Consider the following 17,615-nt stretch of genomic DNA (forward strand, 5'->3'; position numbering starts at 1 on the left):
CCGAGGTGTTTGACATATTTCAAAAGGTTCAAAGCAGATGCTTTTATGACCCAAAATGATAGTTGAGGATTGCAATATGGAGATACAGGTGAACCTTGTCCTTCAAAGTAAATCGGGTGAAGAAAGAATTCTATACATAGCCCCAGACAAAAGTTATGTATATACTATTTCGCTTTCTGAAAAAGATCCATTACCCACTAGAATGGACTTTAGCAAACTAGTGGATGATTTAAATAATGGCTACTATACAAAATCAGAGAACGACCCTTATGCCATTCTCATGAATCCAACTGCAAAATATCTAGAAAAACACGGTTCCGGAGTTGATGCGAAATGGAATTTAATAAAGGATATTGTTGAAAATGAACCGGCAATATATGACCGAGTACTCCGCGGGGAAGTAATGAAGGAGCTCATTGAACGGACTAAAAAGAGTAAAACTCTTATTTATAGGTACTTAAGATTTTATTGGACCGGCGGGAAAATGAAGAATGCTTTATTGTCACATTATTTTAAATGCGGGCGTCCTATGAAGCCAGGAGAACGGAAAAATATTGTAAATAAAGTAGGCAGAAGAAGTATTTTAGCAATTGCCAATGAGAACTCCCCGGAATACTTAGGTGTAGTTATTAAGAAAGAAGACAGAGTCAAAATGAGTGCTTCATTGGCAGAATGGTATAAAAAAAATAAACGAAATAGCTTGGAATTTGTTCATGAACAAATGTGGCACCATCATTATCTTGAGAAGGTGTTTGAAGGTGGTGAGCTAAAGGAAGTCCCATTACCAAGCTATAAAGTACCGACAATAGACCAACTGAGATATTACTACGAGCAGACTGAAGATTACAAGAAGGTTTTGATTGCTCGAGAGGGTATGCGTAACTATAACCTGAAATATAGACCTGTTTTGGGAAATGCAACTAGAAGAGCCGCAGGTCCAGGAAGTATATACGAAATAGATGCAACAGTGGGAGATATCTATTTAATAAGCCAAGTGGATAGAACTAAGGTCATCGGCAGACCTGTTATTTATCTTGTTATTGATGTATTCAGCAGAATGATCGCAGGATTTTATGTCGGCCTGGAAGGCCCGTCGTGGCAAGGAGCTATGATGGCTCTAGAAAATGCAGCTATCAATAAGGTGGAGTTTTGCGCAGAATATGATATACCTATTGAAGACTCTCAGTGGCCTTGCCGTCATATGCCTGAAGTGCTTATTGGCGACAGAGGTGAGTTGGAGAGTAAAAGAGCGGATTCAATCACGCAATTTTTGGGTGTTGTTGTCAAAAATGAACCTCCGTACAGAGCAGACTGGAAAGGAATAGTGGAATCAAGTTTTAAGACGGTGAGCACTACTATTAAGAAATGGGCACCTGGGGCAGTATTTCCAGATTTTAAGCAACGCGGTGGGAAAGATTATGTACTCGACGCAAAGCTCTCGCTATGCGGTTTTATTAAAATGATGATACAGTTTATTCTTTATCACAATAACAATAAGGTTATAAAAGATTATCCGATAGATACTAGTATGGTACCTGAATCCGTGTTACCCGTACCGATTCAATTGTGGAATTGGGGAATTCAGAACCGCTCTGGGCACCTAAAGACATTTTCGAGGGACATTATTCGTCTGAACCTTCTTCCAAGTAAAAAAATAACGACTACTCGATTGGGGATTACTTTTGAAGGGATACATTATAAATGTGACACGTTAGAGAAGGCAGGGTGGTTTGTCAAAGGTGATTCCAGATCGGCGATAATGGCATACGATAGAAGATCTATGAACTTTATCTATGTAAAGACTTCAGATGGACTCGATTATTATAAATGCAGTCTACAGGAAAAATCTGATCGTTTTATGGATTTAAGTCTTGAGGAAATCAAGATGCTGCAGCATGAGGAAAAACTAGCATTAGCTAATTATAAGGACTCCCAGAATCTGGCCAAATATAAGATGAACCAGGAATTTAAAAAGATTGTTCAAGGAGAAATAGACTTGTCAAACCAAGCAAGAGAAAGAGTAGATATGACCAATAGAGAGTTTAAAGCCAATACCCAGGAGAATAGGGCTGTTGCTAGAAAGGTAGTGCAAACAAACCAGGCTTTTGATCTTGGGACAGAATCAAATCAGCAAATATTTGTCGAGAACCATACTCACTCAGAATATATCGCGGATGATGAAGAGGGAGAAGTAAAGGGAATGTCATTGCTTGATAAGCTAAAAAGAAGAAAAAACAAGGATTCAGAAAGTGGGGTTGAAAATAATGATGAAGAATAATAAGGAGGTTGCCTCAATGGACACCATTGTTGTTGAGCAGTGTATCCTCGATCTAAACCTTACATTAAATTGCCCAAGTAGTGTAAGGCGACCTTCAATTTATTTTGCTATGGAAAAGAAAAGCCGTATGATTATGGAATACCATATTGCTACTGATGGAAAGTATGCGAATCACATTAAGAGTTTATTAGAAAAAATAATTGCGATTTCTGGGGTATGTCCATTATTTCTAGAAATTCAAGAAACTCTAAGTAAAACAGAAAATGACGAACTTAGAAAGTTATCAGCAAAATATAATGTTGGAATTAAGATAGCACCTCAGTTTAGGGTTAATTCTTTTCACCGTCAGTATTTAGAAAAACAATTCAATACTATTAATAGAAGTTTATTGCAAACACTGAATATGGCATCAAAATACTCGAATTTAGGTGAACCAAGATGAAACCAATTGAACATTACACGCTAAATCCGATACTAAAAGGAAAAGTCGTAACTGCCCAATACAATGCTGATCAAGTGATTAAGGCATATGCAGGGAACCCATTGATAGAGTCACTTCCTAGTATTATGGAGGAGGAAGAGGTTCTGAATATAAGACCAAAGTATCCTGATTATGATCAATCTCAGCTTAAGATGAGCAGAAAATTAAGGCTGCATTGTGTTAAGCAGTTAAGTGATTATGTCGATATTCTCCCCATTCACATTTTAAAACAACGATTTTCTAGAATGCTACGTCATGGGTATGTTGCTCGAAATCCTCTCCTTAGAGAATATACGCGCCTGTTTCATGTGGACGTCCAGAAAATATTGGGTAGCAGCGTGGATGAAGATGGCGCGAATGTCGCTGGCATTCGTTCTGCCGCGGCAGGATTTAATATTATTGGGGTTAGTGGGCAAGGAAAAAGTACTGCTGATAATTTAAATCTTTTGCTTTATCCTCAAGTGATTCAGCATTCTGAGTACAAAGGGAAGCCATTTATTCTTGATCAATTGGTCTGGTTGAAATTTAATTGTCCCTTCGATGGAACTATTAAAGGGCTATGCATTAACTTCCTTCAAGCTGTTGATGCCGTATTGGGAACAAATTATTACAAAAGATTCTCTACCAAAGGTTCAACAACAGATACTCTTATCCTCCGAACTGCACAGATTGCCTCAGGTCACTGTCTTGGAACTCTAGTAATCGATGAGATTCAAAACTTGTTCCTTGAGAAGAGTAGTGGGTTGAAATGGAGAGTACAAGTAAATCTCTTCCTGGATATGATTAATACAATTGGTGTTCCTATTGTTTTAGTAGAACAATTAATCCACAGGTCTGAGGAAAAAACTAGATGAAAACCATTGAACAATACACGCTAAATCCGATACTAAAAGGAAAAGTCGTAACTGCCCAATACAATGCTGATCAAGTGATTAAGGCATATGCAGGGAACCCAATGATAGAGTCACTTCCTAGTATTATGGAAGAGGATGAGGTTTTCAGTGCAATACCTAATTATCCTGATTATGATCAATCTCAGCTTAAGTTGAGCAGAAAATTAAGGTTGCATTGTGTTCAGCAGTTAAGTGACTATGTCGAAATTCTCCCCATTCACATTTACTTGGAACAACGGTTTTCTAGAATGATTCGTCATAGGTATGTCGCTCGAAATCCTCTCCTTAGAGAATATGCACGCCAGTTTCATGTTGGCTTTAAGGAAATATTGGATAGTGGCGTGGATGAAGATGGTGTGAATTCGGCTGGCATTCGTTCTACCGCGGCAGGATTTAATATTATTGGGGTTAGTGGGCAAGGAAAAAGTACCGCTGTTGAGTTGAATCTATTGCTATATCCTCAAGTGATTCAACATTCTGAGTACAAAGGTAAGCCATTTATTCTTGATCAATTGGTCTGGTTGAAATTGAATTGTCCCTTCGATGGATCTATTAAAGGGCTATGCATTAACTTCTTTCAAGCTGTTGATGCCGTACTGGCAACAAGCTATTACAAAAAATTCGTAAGCAAAGGCTCAACAGTAGACACCTTAATCCCTCAAATGGCGCAGATTGCCTCACTTCACTGTCTTGGAACTTTAGTAATAGATGAGATACAAAATTTGAGTCATGCGAAAAGCGGCGGATCGGACAAGATGCTGAATTTTTTTACGCAGTTGATTAATACCATTGGTGTTTCTGTTGTTCTGATCGGGACATTTAAAGCGCTTCGTTTGTTTGGAGGATCATTCAGTCAGGCAAGAAGGGGATGTGGCCAAGGGGACATGATTATTGACCGGATGTCACGAGGAGACGATTGGGACTATTTTATTTCTAATCTGTGGAATTATCAGTGGACAGCAACAAAAACTAAGCTAACTGACCCAATAAAGAAGACAATTTATGAATTAACTCAAGGGATTGTTGACATTGCTGTTAAGCTTCATATGTTGGCACAATGGGATGCCATAGCTCTCGGAGAAAATGAAGGAGGAACTGAACGAATCACGGTTGCTAGGCTTAAAAAAGTAGCCTCGGAGCACCTTCAGCTTGTTCAACCGATGATCAAGGCATTAAAGACCAACAATAGGTCAACATTGTATGATATAGACGACTTGTATCCAAAGTGGAACGATTTTTCTCAATACCTAGAAAAAGCTGAAGAAAAAGTAAGCATTCACGGCAATCTTCGTGGGAAACTTATGCCAGAAAGTCAAATTGATCATGATCGTATTAAATATCTTGAGCTTGTTAAACTTGCAGTTAGTTTAGGTGCTCCAACAGAAAAGGCGGAGGAAATCACGTTACACATTATAAAGCAAAATGAGCCACATGTAGACATTACAGTTTTACGAATGCAGTTGGCTAAATATTTAATGAATGGTTTTGAAGAAGCAGATCAGGGAGATATTCGTAATCATATACCGAAAACATCAAGGCCATCTTCAGAGGAAATACATCAATCCCTTATTGAAGCTGGTTACACCGGCTCAAAAGATGTCCTGTTCCCGGATGAAAACGCTTCTTAAAAACTAGCAAAGGAAGTTTAAAATGATGTCATAGGGAGAAACTACTAGTATAAACCCAGATAGGATGTGGTTATACTGAGTAGTTTTTTTCCTCCTCTTTTTCCAGATGAGTTATTGTACAGTATATTGGCGCGTTTCCATCTGTATGTTGGTAATCATAGCAGTAAAGCAACAATAGCTGATCTGTATGGTAATTTGAGCGCTTGTGCTGTTACTGGACTGCCTGCTCATATAGAACAAATAGCTCATCTCACGAATGGTAAATTATCAACCAGAGAAATTCTCCAGAATCACACATTACTACCCTACTACGCTGCTTTTCTTCCAGTAGATTATATTCGGTTGGTAGAGGAAGCTATGGTAGGAGATTTCGGTGAGGCGGTTCGTGCTCGATTAGGATTGCTGGCGTGTTCGGTAAAAATGCCTGTTTTCTTAAGGTACTGTGATAAATGTATGATCGAAGACAGCGGGAAATATGGAGTTCCATATTGGCATCGTTCGCATCAACTTCCCGGAGTGTTTATATGCCATAAACATAAACATGTGCTGCATGATTCAATGATTCCAAATACTTTAAGACGAAATAGACATGAATATGTGCATCTGAATGGTGACCACCTTGGTAAAGTTTCTATAGAGGATACTTTTAATAAAAAGCAATTTGATAATTTGTACTACATAGCACAGCAGTCACATTATTTATTAAATATCCCCTACGAGAAGTGCAATCTACAGACCGTTAATTGTATGTATCGGTCCAGGTTATATAAGCAAGCGTCTATTTCTCCAGGCGGAAACATTTATTTTCAGAAGCTGCGAACAGAGATGTACGAGAGGTTGGGCTCAGACCTTCTGGAGATTTGCTGCTCTGTAATAAATGGTAGATCTCATGATACTTGGGTGCATAAATTACTGCGTGGCAAGGATCAATGTCATCCATTGCGGCATGTAATCATGCTACTCTTCATTAAAGAAACAGTGGAGTCAGCAATGGCGGAGAGAAATGAGAGATATCACCCTTTCGGTAAAGGTCCATGGCCGTGCTTGAATAAGGCTTCAGATCATTACAAAAGCGAAATTGTTGACCAATGCAGTGTTACACGGTGTAGCGATACACGGCTTCCTGTCGGTACATTTCGATGTTCTTGCGGGTTTATTTATTCAAGACGAGGGCCGGATGTGAAGCCGGAAGATAGAATGAAAATAGGTAGAATAAAGAAATTCGGAGAGATATGGGAAACGAAATTTAAAGAGCTTCAAGTACATGCGGACCTTTCTTTAAGACAAAAAGCCGCAATTCTGGGTGTTCATTATTCAACCATCCAGCTAAAATTAAGAGCCCCAAACAAAGTTGCTATATCAGTAGATTCAGCATCGGATTCAATCAAAAACCCGTCTATTACTAGGCAATTGAATAGAAGTCTACCTAAATCATTAGTAGAGGTACAGCCAGAAGATGATGTGAAAAAGGATAAGAGGAACTCTAGGCCCTTAAGAATTGATTGGTCATGCAGAGATAGGGAACTGGCGCCGTTCATTCTCCAAGCTGTGATAGATATAAAAACATCCAACCATAAGCCAATACGGGTGACTATATCCGAAATTGGACGGCGAATGAACAAACTTTCATTGTTGGAAAAAAAACTGCATTGTTTACCTGTATGTAAAAATATTCTTGATGATGCAGTAGAAACAATAGAGCAGTTTCAATTAAGACGGATACGATTAGCAGTGGAAAAACTATATCAGGAAGATGCATCTGTAGTGAGATGGAAGGTCATCCGGAAGGCAGGGTTGCGAAAGGAAGCAGCGCAAAAACTACAGATTGAAATCGATCGTCTAGTAAACGAACATAATGCTTCCCAATGGAGAAGAAATACACAAATTGTGTGATTGAAGGTGATTCTCCTTGAATAGAGTTCATTCATTTCCAACTCCCTATCCGGACGAGGAATTAAGAAGTTTGGTTTATCGATTTGCCCTTCGAAAGGGCTGCTCATTATCAGAGGCAATTCAAGATTTATTAGAAATAAACTCACGAAGAGTCCCTTTTTTACCGCACAACTTGTCAGTACTGCAGAGGAAACTACGTGCATCTTTGTTTCCGGATATCCGTTCATTAGTGGCAGAACATACATTTTATCCATTGTATGCTCCATTTTTATCTGAACAAAATAGTTCAGTTTTATTAGCGAGGATGACGGAATATCAAGAGAATAAAACGAACGCTGTGCTGATGGTGCCCCCGATTTTCTCCAGAGAGATTAGATACTGTCCTCAGTGTATGAAAGAAGATGATGATAACTTTGGAGAGGTATTTATACACCGTTCCCATCAAGTGGTTTGTATAGATGTGTGTTACAAACATCGAATTCACTTAATTAGCAAGTGTTCAGAGTGCGGAATCATTTTGGGACAGTTATACGGTGCTAGGTTTTTGGGATCACCATATTGTCCAAATGGCCATTCTTTACTTGATGCATTGAACACAGTTGGACAAGATGAAATTTCCCAACTAAAGGTGCTTTTAGCAAAGGATATTTACATGCTCCTTAATGGTACTTTAAAGGTGCACAGGCTTTTTGACATTTATAGCTTGGTTGCTAAGGATATGGGATATCAACATAGAGACGGGCGTTATAGGAATCAAAAGTTCCTTGATGACATATTTAAACATTATTCTAAGGGAGTGTTTGTGGAATTTGACTTGATAATAAAGTTGATTGAGAAACGAAGTGCTTTAAGGATATTCGATGAAAAAAATGCCGTAGGGCATCCCATATGTCATTTGCTGATCATTCATTGGCTACTGGGGGGACTACATAGTCTCATTGAGAATGTGAACTTAACAAGAAAGGAATCGGAGCCCTTTGGTCAGGGCCCATGGCCTTGCATTAATAAGGTTTGTGAGAAGAATTTAGTTCATACGGTAACCGCTTGTGAATGGTATTACTCGAAAAGGTTGAACAGATTCATAGGTAAGTTTCGATGCGAGGATTGCGGGATGATTTATCAATCTAATTGCTCGGGCAATGAGTTTGAATATGATATCAATAAATCAAAAGTTGTTGAATTCGGGCCGATCTGGCATGAGAGACTGGAATCTGAATATAACCAACAGAAGAGTATAAAAGAGATAGCTGAAATACTAGGTGCCAATAGAAGCACAATTAAGAAGTATTTACTGCTTATTGAACAAGAGAAAAATACAGTTATGAGGCCCTATTTCAAGGGGAGTTTGGAATGGATTACGCAGTTATACGACTACTATGATCGAAGTAAAAGCGTATATGAGACTAGCATTTTATTAAAGACAAGCAAAAAAGTAGTGACACGATACATTGAGGAAAGGATTATTTATGAATCAGTTATTCTTCCTACACTAAGAGAGTCTGCCGCAGCGACTGAAAGTGAACCAGAAAAGTTGGAACCGAAGACGAAATTACTCAAGTTGCTTAAAAATAACCCTGACCTAAGCAGATTGGGTATCAGGAAAGCTATGGGGAGTAAGATGATCTCCTCGCTCTTGAGAGAAGAAGGGGAGTGGATGAATCATATACTTCCTCCGGCAGATCATCCATTTAAAAGCCCGTACTGGGAAGATGAAGACTTAAAGTTGGCCTCTGTCTTAACGCAAGTATGTGAAAGTGTTTATAAAACTCCACCTAATAAACAGATAAGAAGATACACGATTTTAAACCAATTATCAGTCAGAGATAAAGCCCGTTTATTGAATCATGCTGATAAACTGCCGCGCTCCTTGGAATTGCTGGAGAAGAGTTTGGAGTCTTTGGAAGATTATCAAATCAGAGTAATCCCGCAAACAGTTCAGTTGTACCGAAAACATTATGGCAATGCTACAGTTCCAATGCTTTTAGGTACTCATAAATATAAGAACTGTTCTCAGAGGGTGAGAATTTGTATCGAGGAATACATAGCAAAAAACTGAAATAAATGAACCAGTAAATAGGTATTTCAGGATATAGCAAGTTAGTAAGGGTGAGGGTTATTGGAGCGGTGGTTTGATAAGAATGAAGACACAATTATTAAAATTGTGATTGCCGTATTTTTGGGATTTGGTGTAGGATTTGCAATGAACCACGAGTGGTTAAGAGCCATCGAGTCAATTTCCATTTGTGTTCTTCAATTTTTTATATACCGTTGGGGTAAGAAGTTAGACGGGCATAAGGGAGAAGAGGATAAAGAATAATAACGAATTTCTTATACGAACATGTTGGATATTAAGCGCTCTAGAGGTCATCATTTTGATATTGTTGAGTGTCCTATGTAATTCATCTAAATTGGATCCGAAATGAGCTGCATTTGTTGTTGCTTCGAAGTAATTTTAATAGGCTTGATGGGGGATTGCTTATGAAATTTGAGATTAATGAAAAAATGGAGCATAAGATTAGGGAATGGGACTCGTGTAAAGCAGTCGATGTGACGGGAGCTAAGTTTGAATATTCATTCATCCCAACAGGTATTGGATTAGTAATTAAGGTTCAATGCGATATCTGCAGAAGAATATTAGATCTTACCGAAGATTGGGAATAAAAGACGATCTGAGGAATTAGTAAACATTATGAAAGACCCTGGTGAGTTCAATGTATCCAGGGTTTTTGGTTTTCCGCTAAGAATAAGATATGAATGGAATGGTACATTATCTCGACTGACAGCTTTTTAGAATATTAGATTTTATAAATTAAATCCGCATTGAAAAAAGCTATTGAAAACTCTAATGATTTAAATTTAATCTTTGATACGAATAGATTCAATAATGAACATAGTTAGGGTTCTTTAGAGATAGCTGCTTATGTGTTGTTGTCCTTTTTCTTTTGTGGGATTAAGTCAATTCCTTGGCAGGTAATGACGAAACAGTTGGTGAATATTTATAAGATTAATAATCTATCGTAGAATCGTTTTCTTGAGGAGTAGAGGGTCACAATAATAAGTAAGGTGAAGATTGAAAACTTCAAGTGTTACAAGGGAAAAGGAGAAGTTCACACTTGAGCTTAGTAGCGGGATAAATATTATAGTTGGGAATAACGAGGCAGGTAAATATACAATATTGGAGTAAATTCATTTAGCTCTTACTGGACTTCTTAACGGTAATCAAGAAATCGTATTTGAGTGTCACTATTACAGTAGACATTTTTGAAAATGAGAGGAGAAAGGGAGATGCTTACCGTAGAGCAGTACATCGAACAAATGAAGAAGAAAGACAAACTGAATGAGTTTAATTTTAAAAACCATGCTGAGAATATGACGACTGTAATCAAGTACGTGATGGATTACTTTAATACCTATCTTGACCCGGAATCCATTGACTACGAGAAGATGAAGATTGAACAGTCAGTATCAAAAATTGAACAGGAAATCGGCAGTATTTTTCCAAAAAGCAAGGACTTTATTATAGATTACTACAAACGAACAAAAGGCCGTATAGATAAGATTTACAGATCATGGTTTAAAGAACTCAAATATGTCGATCTTTTTAACTGCCAAGAGGATTTCAAAGATGCCGTAGATAAGTTTTGTGAGAGCAGTAAGATGAGGGGAACAGGCATCGAACAAAATAAGGACAGGCTCATAATCTTAACCGAAGAAGTTAGAGAACAAGAAATTGAAAAGCCATCAATCGCAGGATTCAAATATTTAGATCATTCATTAATTGCTTGGGTTAAAGAAGTTTACCGGGAATATGGCGTTAATTTATTTCAGTTTGCTCAAAGTTATATTAGGCCATATTACGAGGAATATGTTGAACTCATTTACAATAGAGAACGGGAACAATTTTATTATATAAATCGATATAATCACAGATATAACAACAACCCCTTTGATATCGATGAAATGTATGAAGAGAATCGCCATAGACCGTTCATTAATGGAAGGAAAGGCGAATTGGAAATGCTAGTAATGTATGTTTGGATTTTTGAGGATGTACACGATACCGAATACTGGCCTGAGTATGTGAATTTATGTGTATCTACAGGTAGAGTGAGTATCGTTGGACCTGTGAACATTATGATTCCTGTGAAGATCAAAGACATGGAGTATCCGAATGAAATACTAAGTTCCATTTCATTTGTTGAAACGATAACAGGTTTGATTAAGGAACAACCGGAGGGTAAGTATATTTTGCGTCTGCATTATGAGAAGGATAATGATGCGTTCTGGAAGGACACCGCGAAGTTGAATCAGATAATTATAAATCTGTGTGATACTTTTGCAAAGTACGGTGAACCGCTTGCTTTGGAGCTGCTGCCTCCGTTGCGTGCCCCGGAATATAATGCAGAGGAATTTTTTACCCAATATCGTCTTTTGGAAAAATCAATGAAAAAATACAGAGACATGAAAATTGTACTGGTAAACGGGCCTCACAGACACAGTTCCAAGCCCAAATACCTTATGCAAACTACTGAGGATATCGTCAGATTAAGAGGCATTGTCAAAGAATTGAAATTCAAAATGAAGTTTGCAATCGATATCACAAAGCTTATGAAAAATAAGAATTATCTAAGTCAATTCGAAGATGACTTTAACCAGCTTTCTGAAATGCGGAATGCAATTGTTGGCATACATCTGTCAAAGATATCGACCAGATCCACTTTTACGAATTACCTGTATAAAGAAGACAAAGTTTATTTGAATAAACACGATTATCCCCGGACTTCTGATTTAATGGGATGTATTTCTGCTTTATTAAACGATAACTTAAGTCGTTACTTTATACCTGATGGAATGAGCAGCGCCCATGAACTTGAAGATCTGACAGATGACCTTCTCAGAGGTGGTTTCACATTCTCAGCACAAGGGAGCTGATAAGTGATGCCTAGGGTGCGTCAATTAGAATTTATTGATTTTAATCAAAAGTCAATTGAGCGATTGAAAGAGCTTAATGGAATGGAAGTTCTTATTCCTGAATCTAGAGAGATTTTCCTAAAATGGTGTGATGAAATTCGTGTGAATAAAAGAGTTACTCAATATCATCCGTTTGTTATCGACTATCAAGAAGAAACCGCATATAGATCTAAGAGGGATAAGGAACATAAGTTTAGAGATATACTGGAGCGTTCCATGACCGTACAATTCAAAACTGAATTCCGCCGTAATAAAGCCGTTCTTCCGATAGTTGTATCCAATGAACAAGTTAATCGAGTATCCAGAATTATTAACATATTGATTCAGTCTATTCAGGAACTGGGCGGTTCAATTTCAGTTGATTCGAGAGAGGACGATAATGCAGAAGTAAGATTACTTGGTCAAAATTTTTCAATACAAGTAAGGGAAATTATGGTGAAAAGGCGTTCTTTGTTGTCTGAATCGGTAAGTGAAAAGACATCATTAGTGTTCGGACCAATGTATGAGAAGCTCCCAAGTGGAAGACTTGAGATTCAATTTCATGAAATTTTGGATTATAGAATAAAAAATAGAATTGCAGAAACAATTACGTTTTCAGATTCTGTTGACGAACCAATAGAGGAACAAGTTGGGGAAATATTCAGGTCTTTATTAAAAATTATTGGCGAGGCTTTGATAGCCAAATTCATTGCAGGTCAAGAAGATGAAATAAAGAGACAAGAACAAATGCGGCTTCGTGAGGCCGAGACAGAAAAGAGAAAGAAACTTGAGAAGTTAGAAGAACAAGAACGTCTAAAAAAACATCTGATGGAAAATATTGATACTCAAATGAGGAACTGGTATAAGTCACAAGATCTTCGAAAGTACGCAGGCGAATTGGAAGCAGTCATCTCTACTCTACATGATCCAATTAAAAAGAGACAATTAACAACATATATACAGTTTGTTCACCAACTTTCCCAAGAAAGTGACCCGATTTTGGGAATTCTTAATGAAATCAGGCTTTTAGGAATGGAATGACAAATATGATTTTAGTAACGTAGTATCGCCGCGGCTCTTTGCGTCTGTATCGACAATTTTTATCCAGGAGGATTTAGCAAAATGGAGTATGTACTTCGTGATACTGATATTTTTGATCCAATACTTGCTGAGAAATTCGATACTGTCATCTTGAATGAAACACACCAATTTGAAGCGGGAAAAGTGTATAAATTCATTGCGAGCTTTCATGTTGATCTAATAAAGGAACTATCTATTTTTGATAGATTTATTCTACCGGCAGCTTCGGATAAAATAAATAAACGTAAAAAGAGTGGCGAAAAGGATAAGATGTACGATGTGCTTGGTTTTCAGTTAAAACAACTTGAAAATATCTTACTGAAAAACAACATTGAATTTTATTCATCAACTATTCAGGGAGATGAATTAGAGTCTACGCATATTATAAAGATTGAAATTGTAGAGGATAAGTCAGAGCGTGTAACTACAAGAAAAGGTAGGAAGCATCAACAGGGGAAGGTCAGTTCGGTCGTTCCAAGTAAGCCATATACAGTAAATCTTGTAGCTAAATTATCTTCAGAACGGTTAAGTGAGTTATATTATAAGATTTTTAATGTTATAAAAGATAAAAAGATAATGTCAGAGATTTTAGAGATTGATGAAACTGAAAACGAAAACTTATTATTTCAGGCATTTGTCAAAGAATATGGTGAAATGTGGCTGACTACGAAAGAAAGAGAGAAAGAATTGTTTGATAAGCTTATAAACAAAACCACTGAAGTTTTAGAAAAATATAAGGAACAATAATTTTAGTAGCGATAGGTTCTTGTTACTACTAAAGTGTCATGTCCGAATGCAGACGTTGAGTAGCCACAATTTGACGAAGAAACTATCTGACGCGGTCGCGGTTAATCACGATATCCCGAGCCGTCTTGATTTTCGCAGCAGTATCATGAAAGCATCAGGGTTACATATCGCAGGTGAACTTTCATATCCATTCGAACCTGTAGTGCTAAGTGACGAGGATGGAGAGTTTATTTTCATATCATCCCATACGCCGAGGCTGGAAAAGCACGTTATTTGTTTGGGGATGAAGACATCAAAATTCATGATGCTATGAAGAAGATCGTCGAAACCATCAAAGCTAAAATGGACCTGAATGCTCGTAATGTGTTAGTTGACATGCTTTTGTTACGCCTAGTGGTGAAGCACAGAATAATATTCGGAACGACCGTTGTTCATCGGTGGGTCTGAACATGTGAGTGCCAAGGATTTTGACGTTTTAACTATAAGGCACAAGGTCATGGGCTGAGCAAGTCGGATATTCGGAAAGCTATGAGGGGAGAGTCCTTTCTCAAATCATGAAGGAAGATGGCAAGTGGTCAGAGAGTTTATTGCCTCGGGCAGACTATCCATTTAAAAGTCCAATATGGGACGAAGAAGATAAGGACCTAATGTTGGTGATAAAGCAGGTTTGTCATGAATTATATAAGAATCCTCCCAACAAACAAATTAGAAGATACACAATTCTGACTCTATTGTCGAGTAAAGATAAAGCGCGAATAATAATCACCGTGATAAGCTACCGAGGTCTATGGACATTTAGATCGGCATTTGGAATCACTAGAACATTATCAATTAAGACAAATCCCACATACTGTCGCTTTATACAGAAAGCATTATGGAAATACTGCTCTTCCTATGATTCTTAATGAAAGAAAATATGAGACTTACTCTCAAACACTAAAAGATTGCATTTAAGAACACCTGCGTAGTAACGAGTAGTATTTAACATAGGAGTTTGATTTCATGATATTAATAGTTAAAAATGCCGTCCGATGTTTATCCTGCGATGACATTGTGGAATCAAAAACAAGATATGATATGATATACAGTCATGTAGTTGTGGGAACATTTCTGTTGATGGCGGACATGATTATTTGAAACGATCATGTCCTTCTGGAAGTCCAGATGAACGGTATGTAGAATTATCGGAATGGGATCTAAATCCAAAAAAAAGAAACAATAATATTGTTCGAAAAAGGGGAATGCCTTTGAAGATATTTGGCTTGTACGGTAAAAGTGGTACAGGAAAAAGTTGCAAAGTACGGATGCTGGCCAGCAGGCTTGGCGTTAGTGCTATCATAGACGATGGCATACTTATAGTTGATGGGATTCATGTCGCAGGGTTCTCAGCAAAATGTGAACAAAACTTGCATGCAGCAACGAAACGAGCTATTTTCTTTGGGGAGAAATACCGGAATGAAGTATTAACATATATACGAGAGAGAGAAATTAGCGAACTTATTGTAATTGGAACGTCAATCAAGATGCTTCATATTATTCTAGAACGACTAGAAATTAGAAGTGAAGTCTCTTTGATACATGTTGAATCTGTTCAGACGGTAGAGGAGATAGAACAGGCGAGAGTTAGTCGTGAGAACGGGTTCCACGTTATTCCCATAAATCCTGTGAACGTGGAAGGGACGTATACGGGGTGGTTTAAAGTAGAGGCTCTCGTATTCGATAATAGCAGGTTAGAAATTGTAATTGTAAAACCATTCGAGGATCTGGCTAAAGGTAACCACTTCTAAAACACTTAGGAGGTAACAATGCTATTTGAAATAAATGCAGAAATGGAAAAGAAAATAAGGGATTGGGACTCATGTGAGCCGGTTGATGTAGCAGGAGGTAAGTTTGCCTATATATTTATACCAACAGGTCTTGGTACTGTCATCCATGTTCATTGTGATATCTGTAATAGAAAATTGGATCTTACAGATGATTGGGGCTAAACTAACATCAATAAGCTAATTCTAGGATCATTGATTAATAAACGGAGTTCTCAGAATCATTTATAATAACTTATGTGCTTGTAATCAACACATAAACTCATATACATAAGAACATATGTTTGTTACAATGGCTATATAGATATTCATTGAATTACAATATTTTTTACGACAATAAACGACATGATAAAAGCGTAACTTCTGGTAATATATTACTATATTGTTGGTGATATATTACTATTTCGGGGGTTAGCTCATGGAAGGAATTGTTCAACTAAGAAAGTTTTCACAAATTGATATTAAGGAAAGTTTCTTTGACTCCTTGAGAGCCGATTATGATGGGTTTGACAATTGGTTTCAAAGTAAGAGCGAACAAACTGCTCATGTGATGCATAATGAAAATGGAAATTTAGATGCATTTTTGTATGTGAAAAAAGAAGTAGGCCCTGTTTCGGACGTTGTTCCTGCACTGGGTTTAGGAGAATGGTTGAAGATCGGTACGATGAAAATAAATCCGCATGGTACACGATTAGGTGAACGATTGATTAAAAAATCCCTGGATTACGCTATTGTCAACGGGATTAATCAAGTGTACGTTACTGTGTTCCCCAAACATGTAGCTTTAGTGAGTTTATTTAAGCGGTATGGATTTATTGAACAGTCTCGCAAGCAATCGGAGCGTGGGGATGAACTCGTACTTACTAAACAGCTTGATCGTTTACAGAACGATATTCTTTTAAATTATCCGGTTATTAGAACCAGACATGTAGACAAATATATGTTATCAATTTATCCTGAGTTTCATACACGATTATTTCCGGATTCAATCCTTAATAATGAGAGTTACGACATTATTGAAGATGTCTCTCACACGAACAGCATTCATAAAGTATATATTTGCTCTATGAATGTTTCAGCATTAAAACGTGGGGACATTATTGTAATGTATCGTACGAAGACTCCCAATACAAGTGCATATTATACTTCTGTAGCAACTTCCATATGTGTTGTAGAAGAGATCAGAAGTAGAAAAGAATTTGCAAACGTAGCAGAATTCATTAAGTATTGTAAAGATTACTCTGTCTTTTCCGAAGAGGAGCTTAAAAATTCTTATTTTGAACAGAAAAAACATGTCTTTGTCATTAAAATGACCTACAATGTGGCATTTCGCAAAAAATTAAATCGTAAGCGCCTTATTGAGGAAGTCGGCCTTGATTCATCCCCCTCAACCTACTGGGGATTCTTTAAATTATCTGAGCAAGAGTTTGAACAAATAATAATTAAAGGTGAGGGATATGAAAGTCTTATTGTCCATTAAACCCGAGTTCGTTGAGAAGATATTTAATGGAGAGAAGAAATACGAATATCGTAAAGTTATTTTCAAGAAAGACATTGATACCATCGTTGTTTATTCGACTATGCCAGAAGGAAAAATCGTAGGTGAGTTTAAGATAGACAAAATTTTATTAGACCAACCTGATAACTTATGGGATGAAACCAAAAATGAGTCAGGAATAAGTCATGATTTTTTTCAAAGCTACTTTAAGAATCGCACAGAAGGATATGCAATTAAAATATTGAATCCTGTGCTGTATAGCGAACCTATAAATCCCAAAACAAAGTATAGAACTTTTCACCCTCCTCAGTCGTTTTGTTACATAACCTAGTACTTATACTAAT

18 protein-coding genes are annotated in these 17,615 nt (G+C 37.3%); all 18 read left to right on the forward strand.

All coding sequences use genetic code 11. From position 1 onward, the window contains the following. Window positions 1-76: 76 nt before the first annotated feature. Entirely contained in the window at window positions 77-2,278 is a 2,202-nt protein-coding gene (locus tag IEY34_RS22355; protein WP_189015272.1) for a TnsB C-terminal domain-containing protein, read from the forward strand. 16 nt (window positions 2,279-2,294) lie between these two features. Further along, on the forward strand, window positions 2,295-2,720 hold the full coding sequence (locus IEY34_RS22360; RefSeq protein ID WP_189015274.1) for a hypothetical protein: 426 nt from the start codon (window positions 2,295-2,297) through the stop codon (window positions 2,718-2,720). Continuing rightward, window positions 2,717-3,613, forward strand: coding sequence for an ATP-binding protein (locus IEY34_RS22365; RefSeq protein ID WP_189015276.1), 897 nt, complete (start codon window positions 2,717-2,719; stop codon window positions 3,611-3,613). Before IEY34_RS22360 ends, IEY34_RS22365 begins: the two co-directional genes overlap by 4 nt. Further along, window positions 3,610-5,280, forward strand: a complete 1,671-nt coding sequence (locus IEY34_RS22370; RefSeq protein ID WP_189015278.1) for an ATP-binding protein — start codon at window positions 3,610-3,612, stop codon at window positions 5,278-5,280. The genes IEY34_RS22365 and IEY34_RS22370 overlap by 4 nt, the downstream gene beginning before the upstream one ends. A 66-nt stretch (window positions 5,281-5,346) precedes the next feature. After that, entirely contained in the window at window positions 5,347-7,173 is a 1,827-nt protein-coding gene (locus IEY34_RS22375; RefSeq protein WP_268240161.1) for a TnsD family Tn7-like transposition protein, read from the forward strand. A 16-nt stretch (window positions 7,174-7,189) separates the two neighbouring features. Further along, window positions 7,190-9,229, forward strand: coding sequence for a TnsD family Tn7-like transposition protein (locus IEY34_RS22380; protein WP_189015282.1), 2,040 nt, complete (start codon window positions 7,190-7,192; stop codon window positions 9,227-9,229). 60 nt (window positions 9,230-9,289) lie between these two features. Next, complete coding sequence (locus IEY34_RS22385) at window positions 9,290-9,490, forward strand: hypothetical protein (RefSeq protein ID WP_189015284.1); 201 nt, start codon at window positions 9,290-9,292, stop codon at window positions 9,488-9,490. Between the two features lie 161 nt (window positions 9,491-9,651). Further along, window positions 9,652-9,834 carry a hypothetical protein gene (locus IEY34_RS22390; protein WP_189015286.1) on the forward strand — a complete coding sequence of 61 codons (183 nt, stop codon included), beginning with the start codon at window positions 9,652-9,654 and terminating at the stop codon, window positions 9,832-9,834. A 409-nt stretch (window positions 9,835-10,243) separates the two neighbouring features. After that, window positions 10,244-10,357 (forward strand): AAA family ATPase, encoded by a 114-nt coding sequence (locus IEY34_RS22395; protein ID WP_229757785.1) that lies wholly within the window; start codon window positions 10,244-10,246, stop codon window positions 10,355-10,357. A 101-nt stretch (window positions 10,358-10,458) separates the two neighbouring features. Continuing rightward, entirely contained in the window at window positions 10,459-12,105 is a 1,647-nt protein-coding gene (locus tag IEY34_RS22400) for a hypothetical protein (RefSeq protein ID WP_189015288.1), read from the forward strand. A 6-nt stretch (window positions 12,106-12,111) separates the two neighbouring features. Beyond that, on the forward strand, window positions 12,112-13,164 hold the full coding sequence (locus IEY34_RS22405) for a hypothetical protein (protein WP_189015290.1): 1,053 nt from the start codon (window positions 12,112-12,114) through the stop codon (window positions 13,162-13,164). Between the two features lie 81 nt (window positions 13,165-13,245). Further along, a complete protein-coding gene (locus tag IEY34_RS22410) occupies window positions 13,246-13,950 on the forward strand; it encodes a hypothetical protein (RefSeq protein ID WP_189015292.1) in 705 nt (234 codons plus the stop codon). A gap of 46 nt (window positions 13,951-13,996) precedes the next feature. Continuing rightward, complete coding sequence (locus IEY34_RS22415) at window positions 13,997-14,263, forward strand: hypothetical protein (RefSeq protein ID WP_189015293.1); 267 nt, start codon at window positions 13,997-13,999, stop codon at window positions 14,261-14,263. Window positions 14,264-14,952: 689 nt separating this feature from the next. After that, window positions 14,953-15,087 carry a DUF7695 domain-containing protein gene (locus tag IEY34_RS38160; RefSeq protein WP_444544033.1) on the forward strand — a complete coding sequence of 45 codons (135 nt, stop codon included), beginning with the start codon at window positions 14,953-14,955 and terminating at the stop codon, window positions 15,085-15,087. Beyond that, window positions 15,033-15,737: a DUF7695 domain-containing protein gene (locus IEY34_RS22420; RefSeq protein ID WP_444544035.1), complete on the forward strand. Its 705-nt coding sequence runs from the start codon at window positions 15,033-15,035 to the stop codon at window positions 15,735-15,737. Before IEY34_RS38160 ends, IEY34_RS22420 begins: the two co-directional genes overlap by 55 nt. Before the next feature lie 18 nt (window positions 15,738-15,755). Then, on the forward strand, window positions 15,756-15,938 hold the full coding sequence (locus IEY34_RS22425) for a hypothetical protein (protein WP_189015297.1): 183 nt from the start codon (window positions 15,756-15,758) through the stop codon (window positions 15,936-15,938). A 253-nt stretch (window positions 15,939-16,191) separates the two neighbouring features. Continuing rightward, complete coding sequence (locus IEY34_RS22430) at window positions 16,192-17,253, forward strand: GNAT family N-acetyltransferase (RefSeq protein ID WP_189015299.1); 1,062 nt, start codon at window positions 16,192-16,194, stop codon at window positions 17,251-17,253. After that, complete coding sequence (locus IEY34_RS22435) at window positions 17,231-17,602, forward strand: ASCH domain-containing protein (protein WP_189015301.1); 372 nt, start codon at window positions 17,231-17,233, stop codon at window positions 17,600-17,602. The genes IEY34_RS22430 and IEY34_RS22435 overlap by 23 nt, the downstream gene beginning before the upstream one ends. Window positions 17,603-17,615 lie beyond the last annotated feature (13 nt).

Origin of the sequence: Paenibacillus marchantiophytorum (assembly GCF_014640555.1) — a bacterium.
Taxonomy (GTDB): Bacteria; Bacillota; Bacilli; order Paenibacillales; family NBRC-103111; genus Paenibacillus_E; species Paenibacillus_E marchantiophytorum.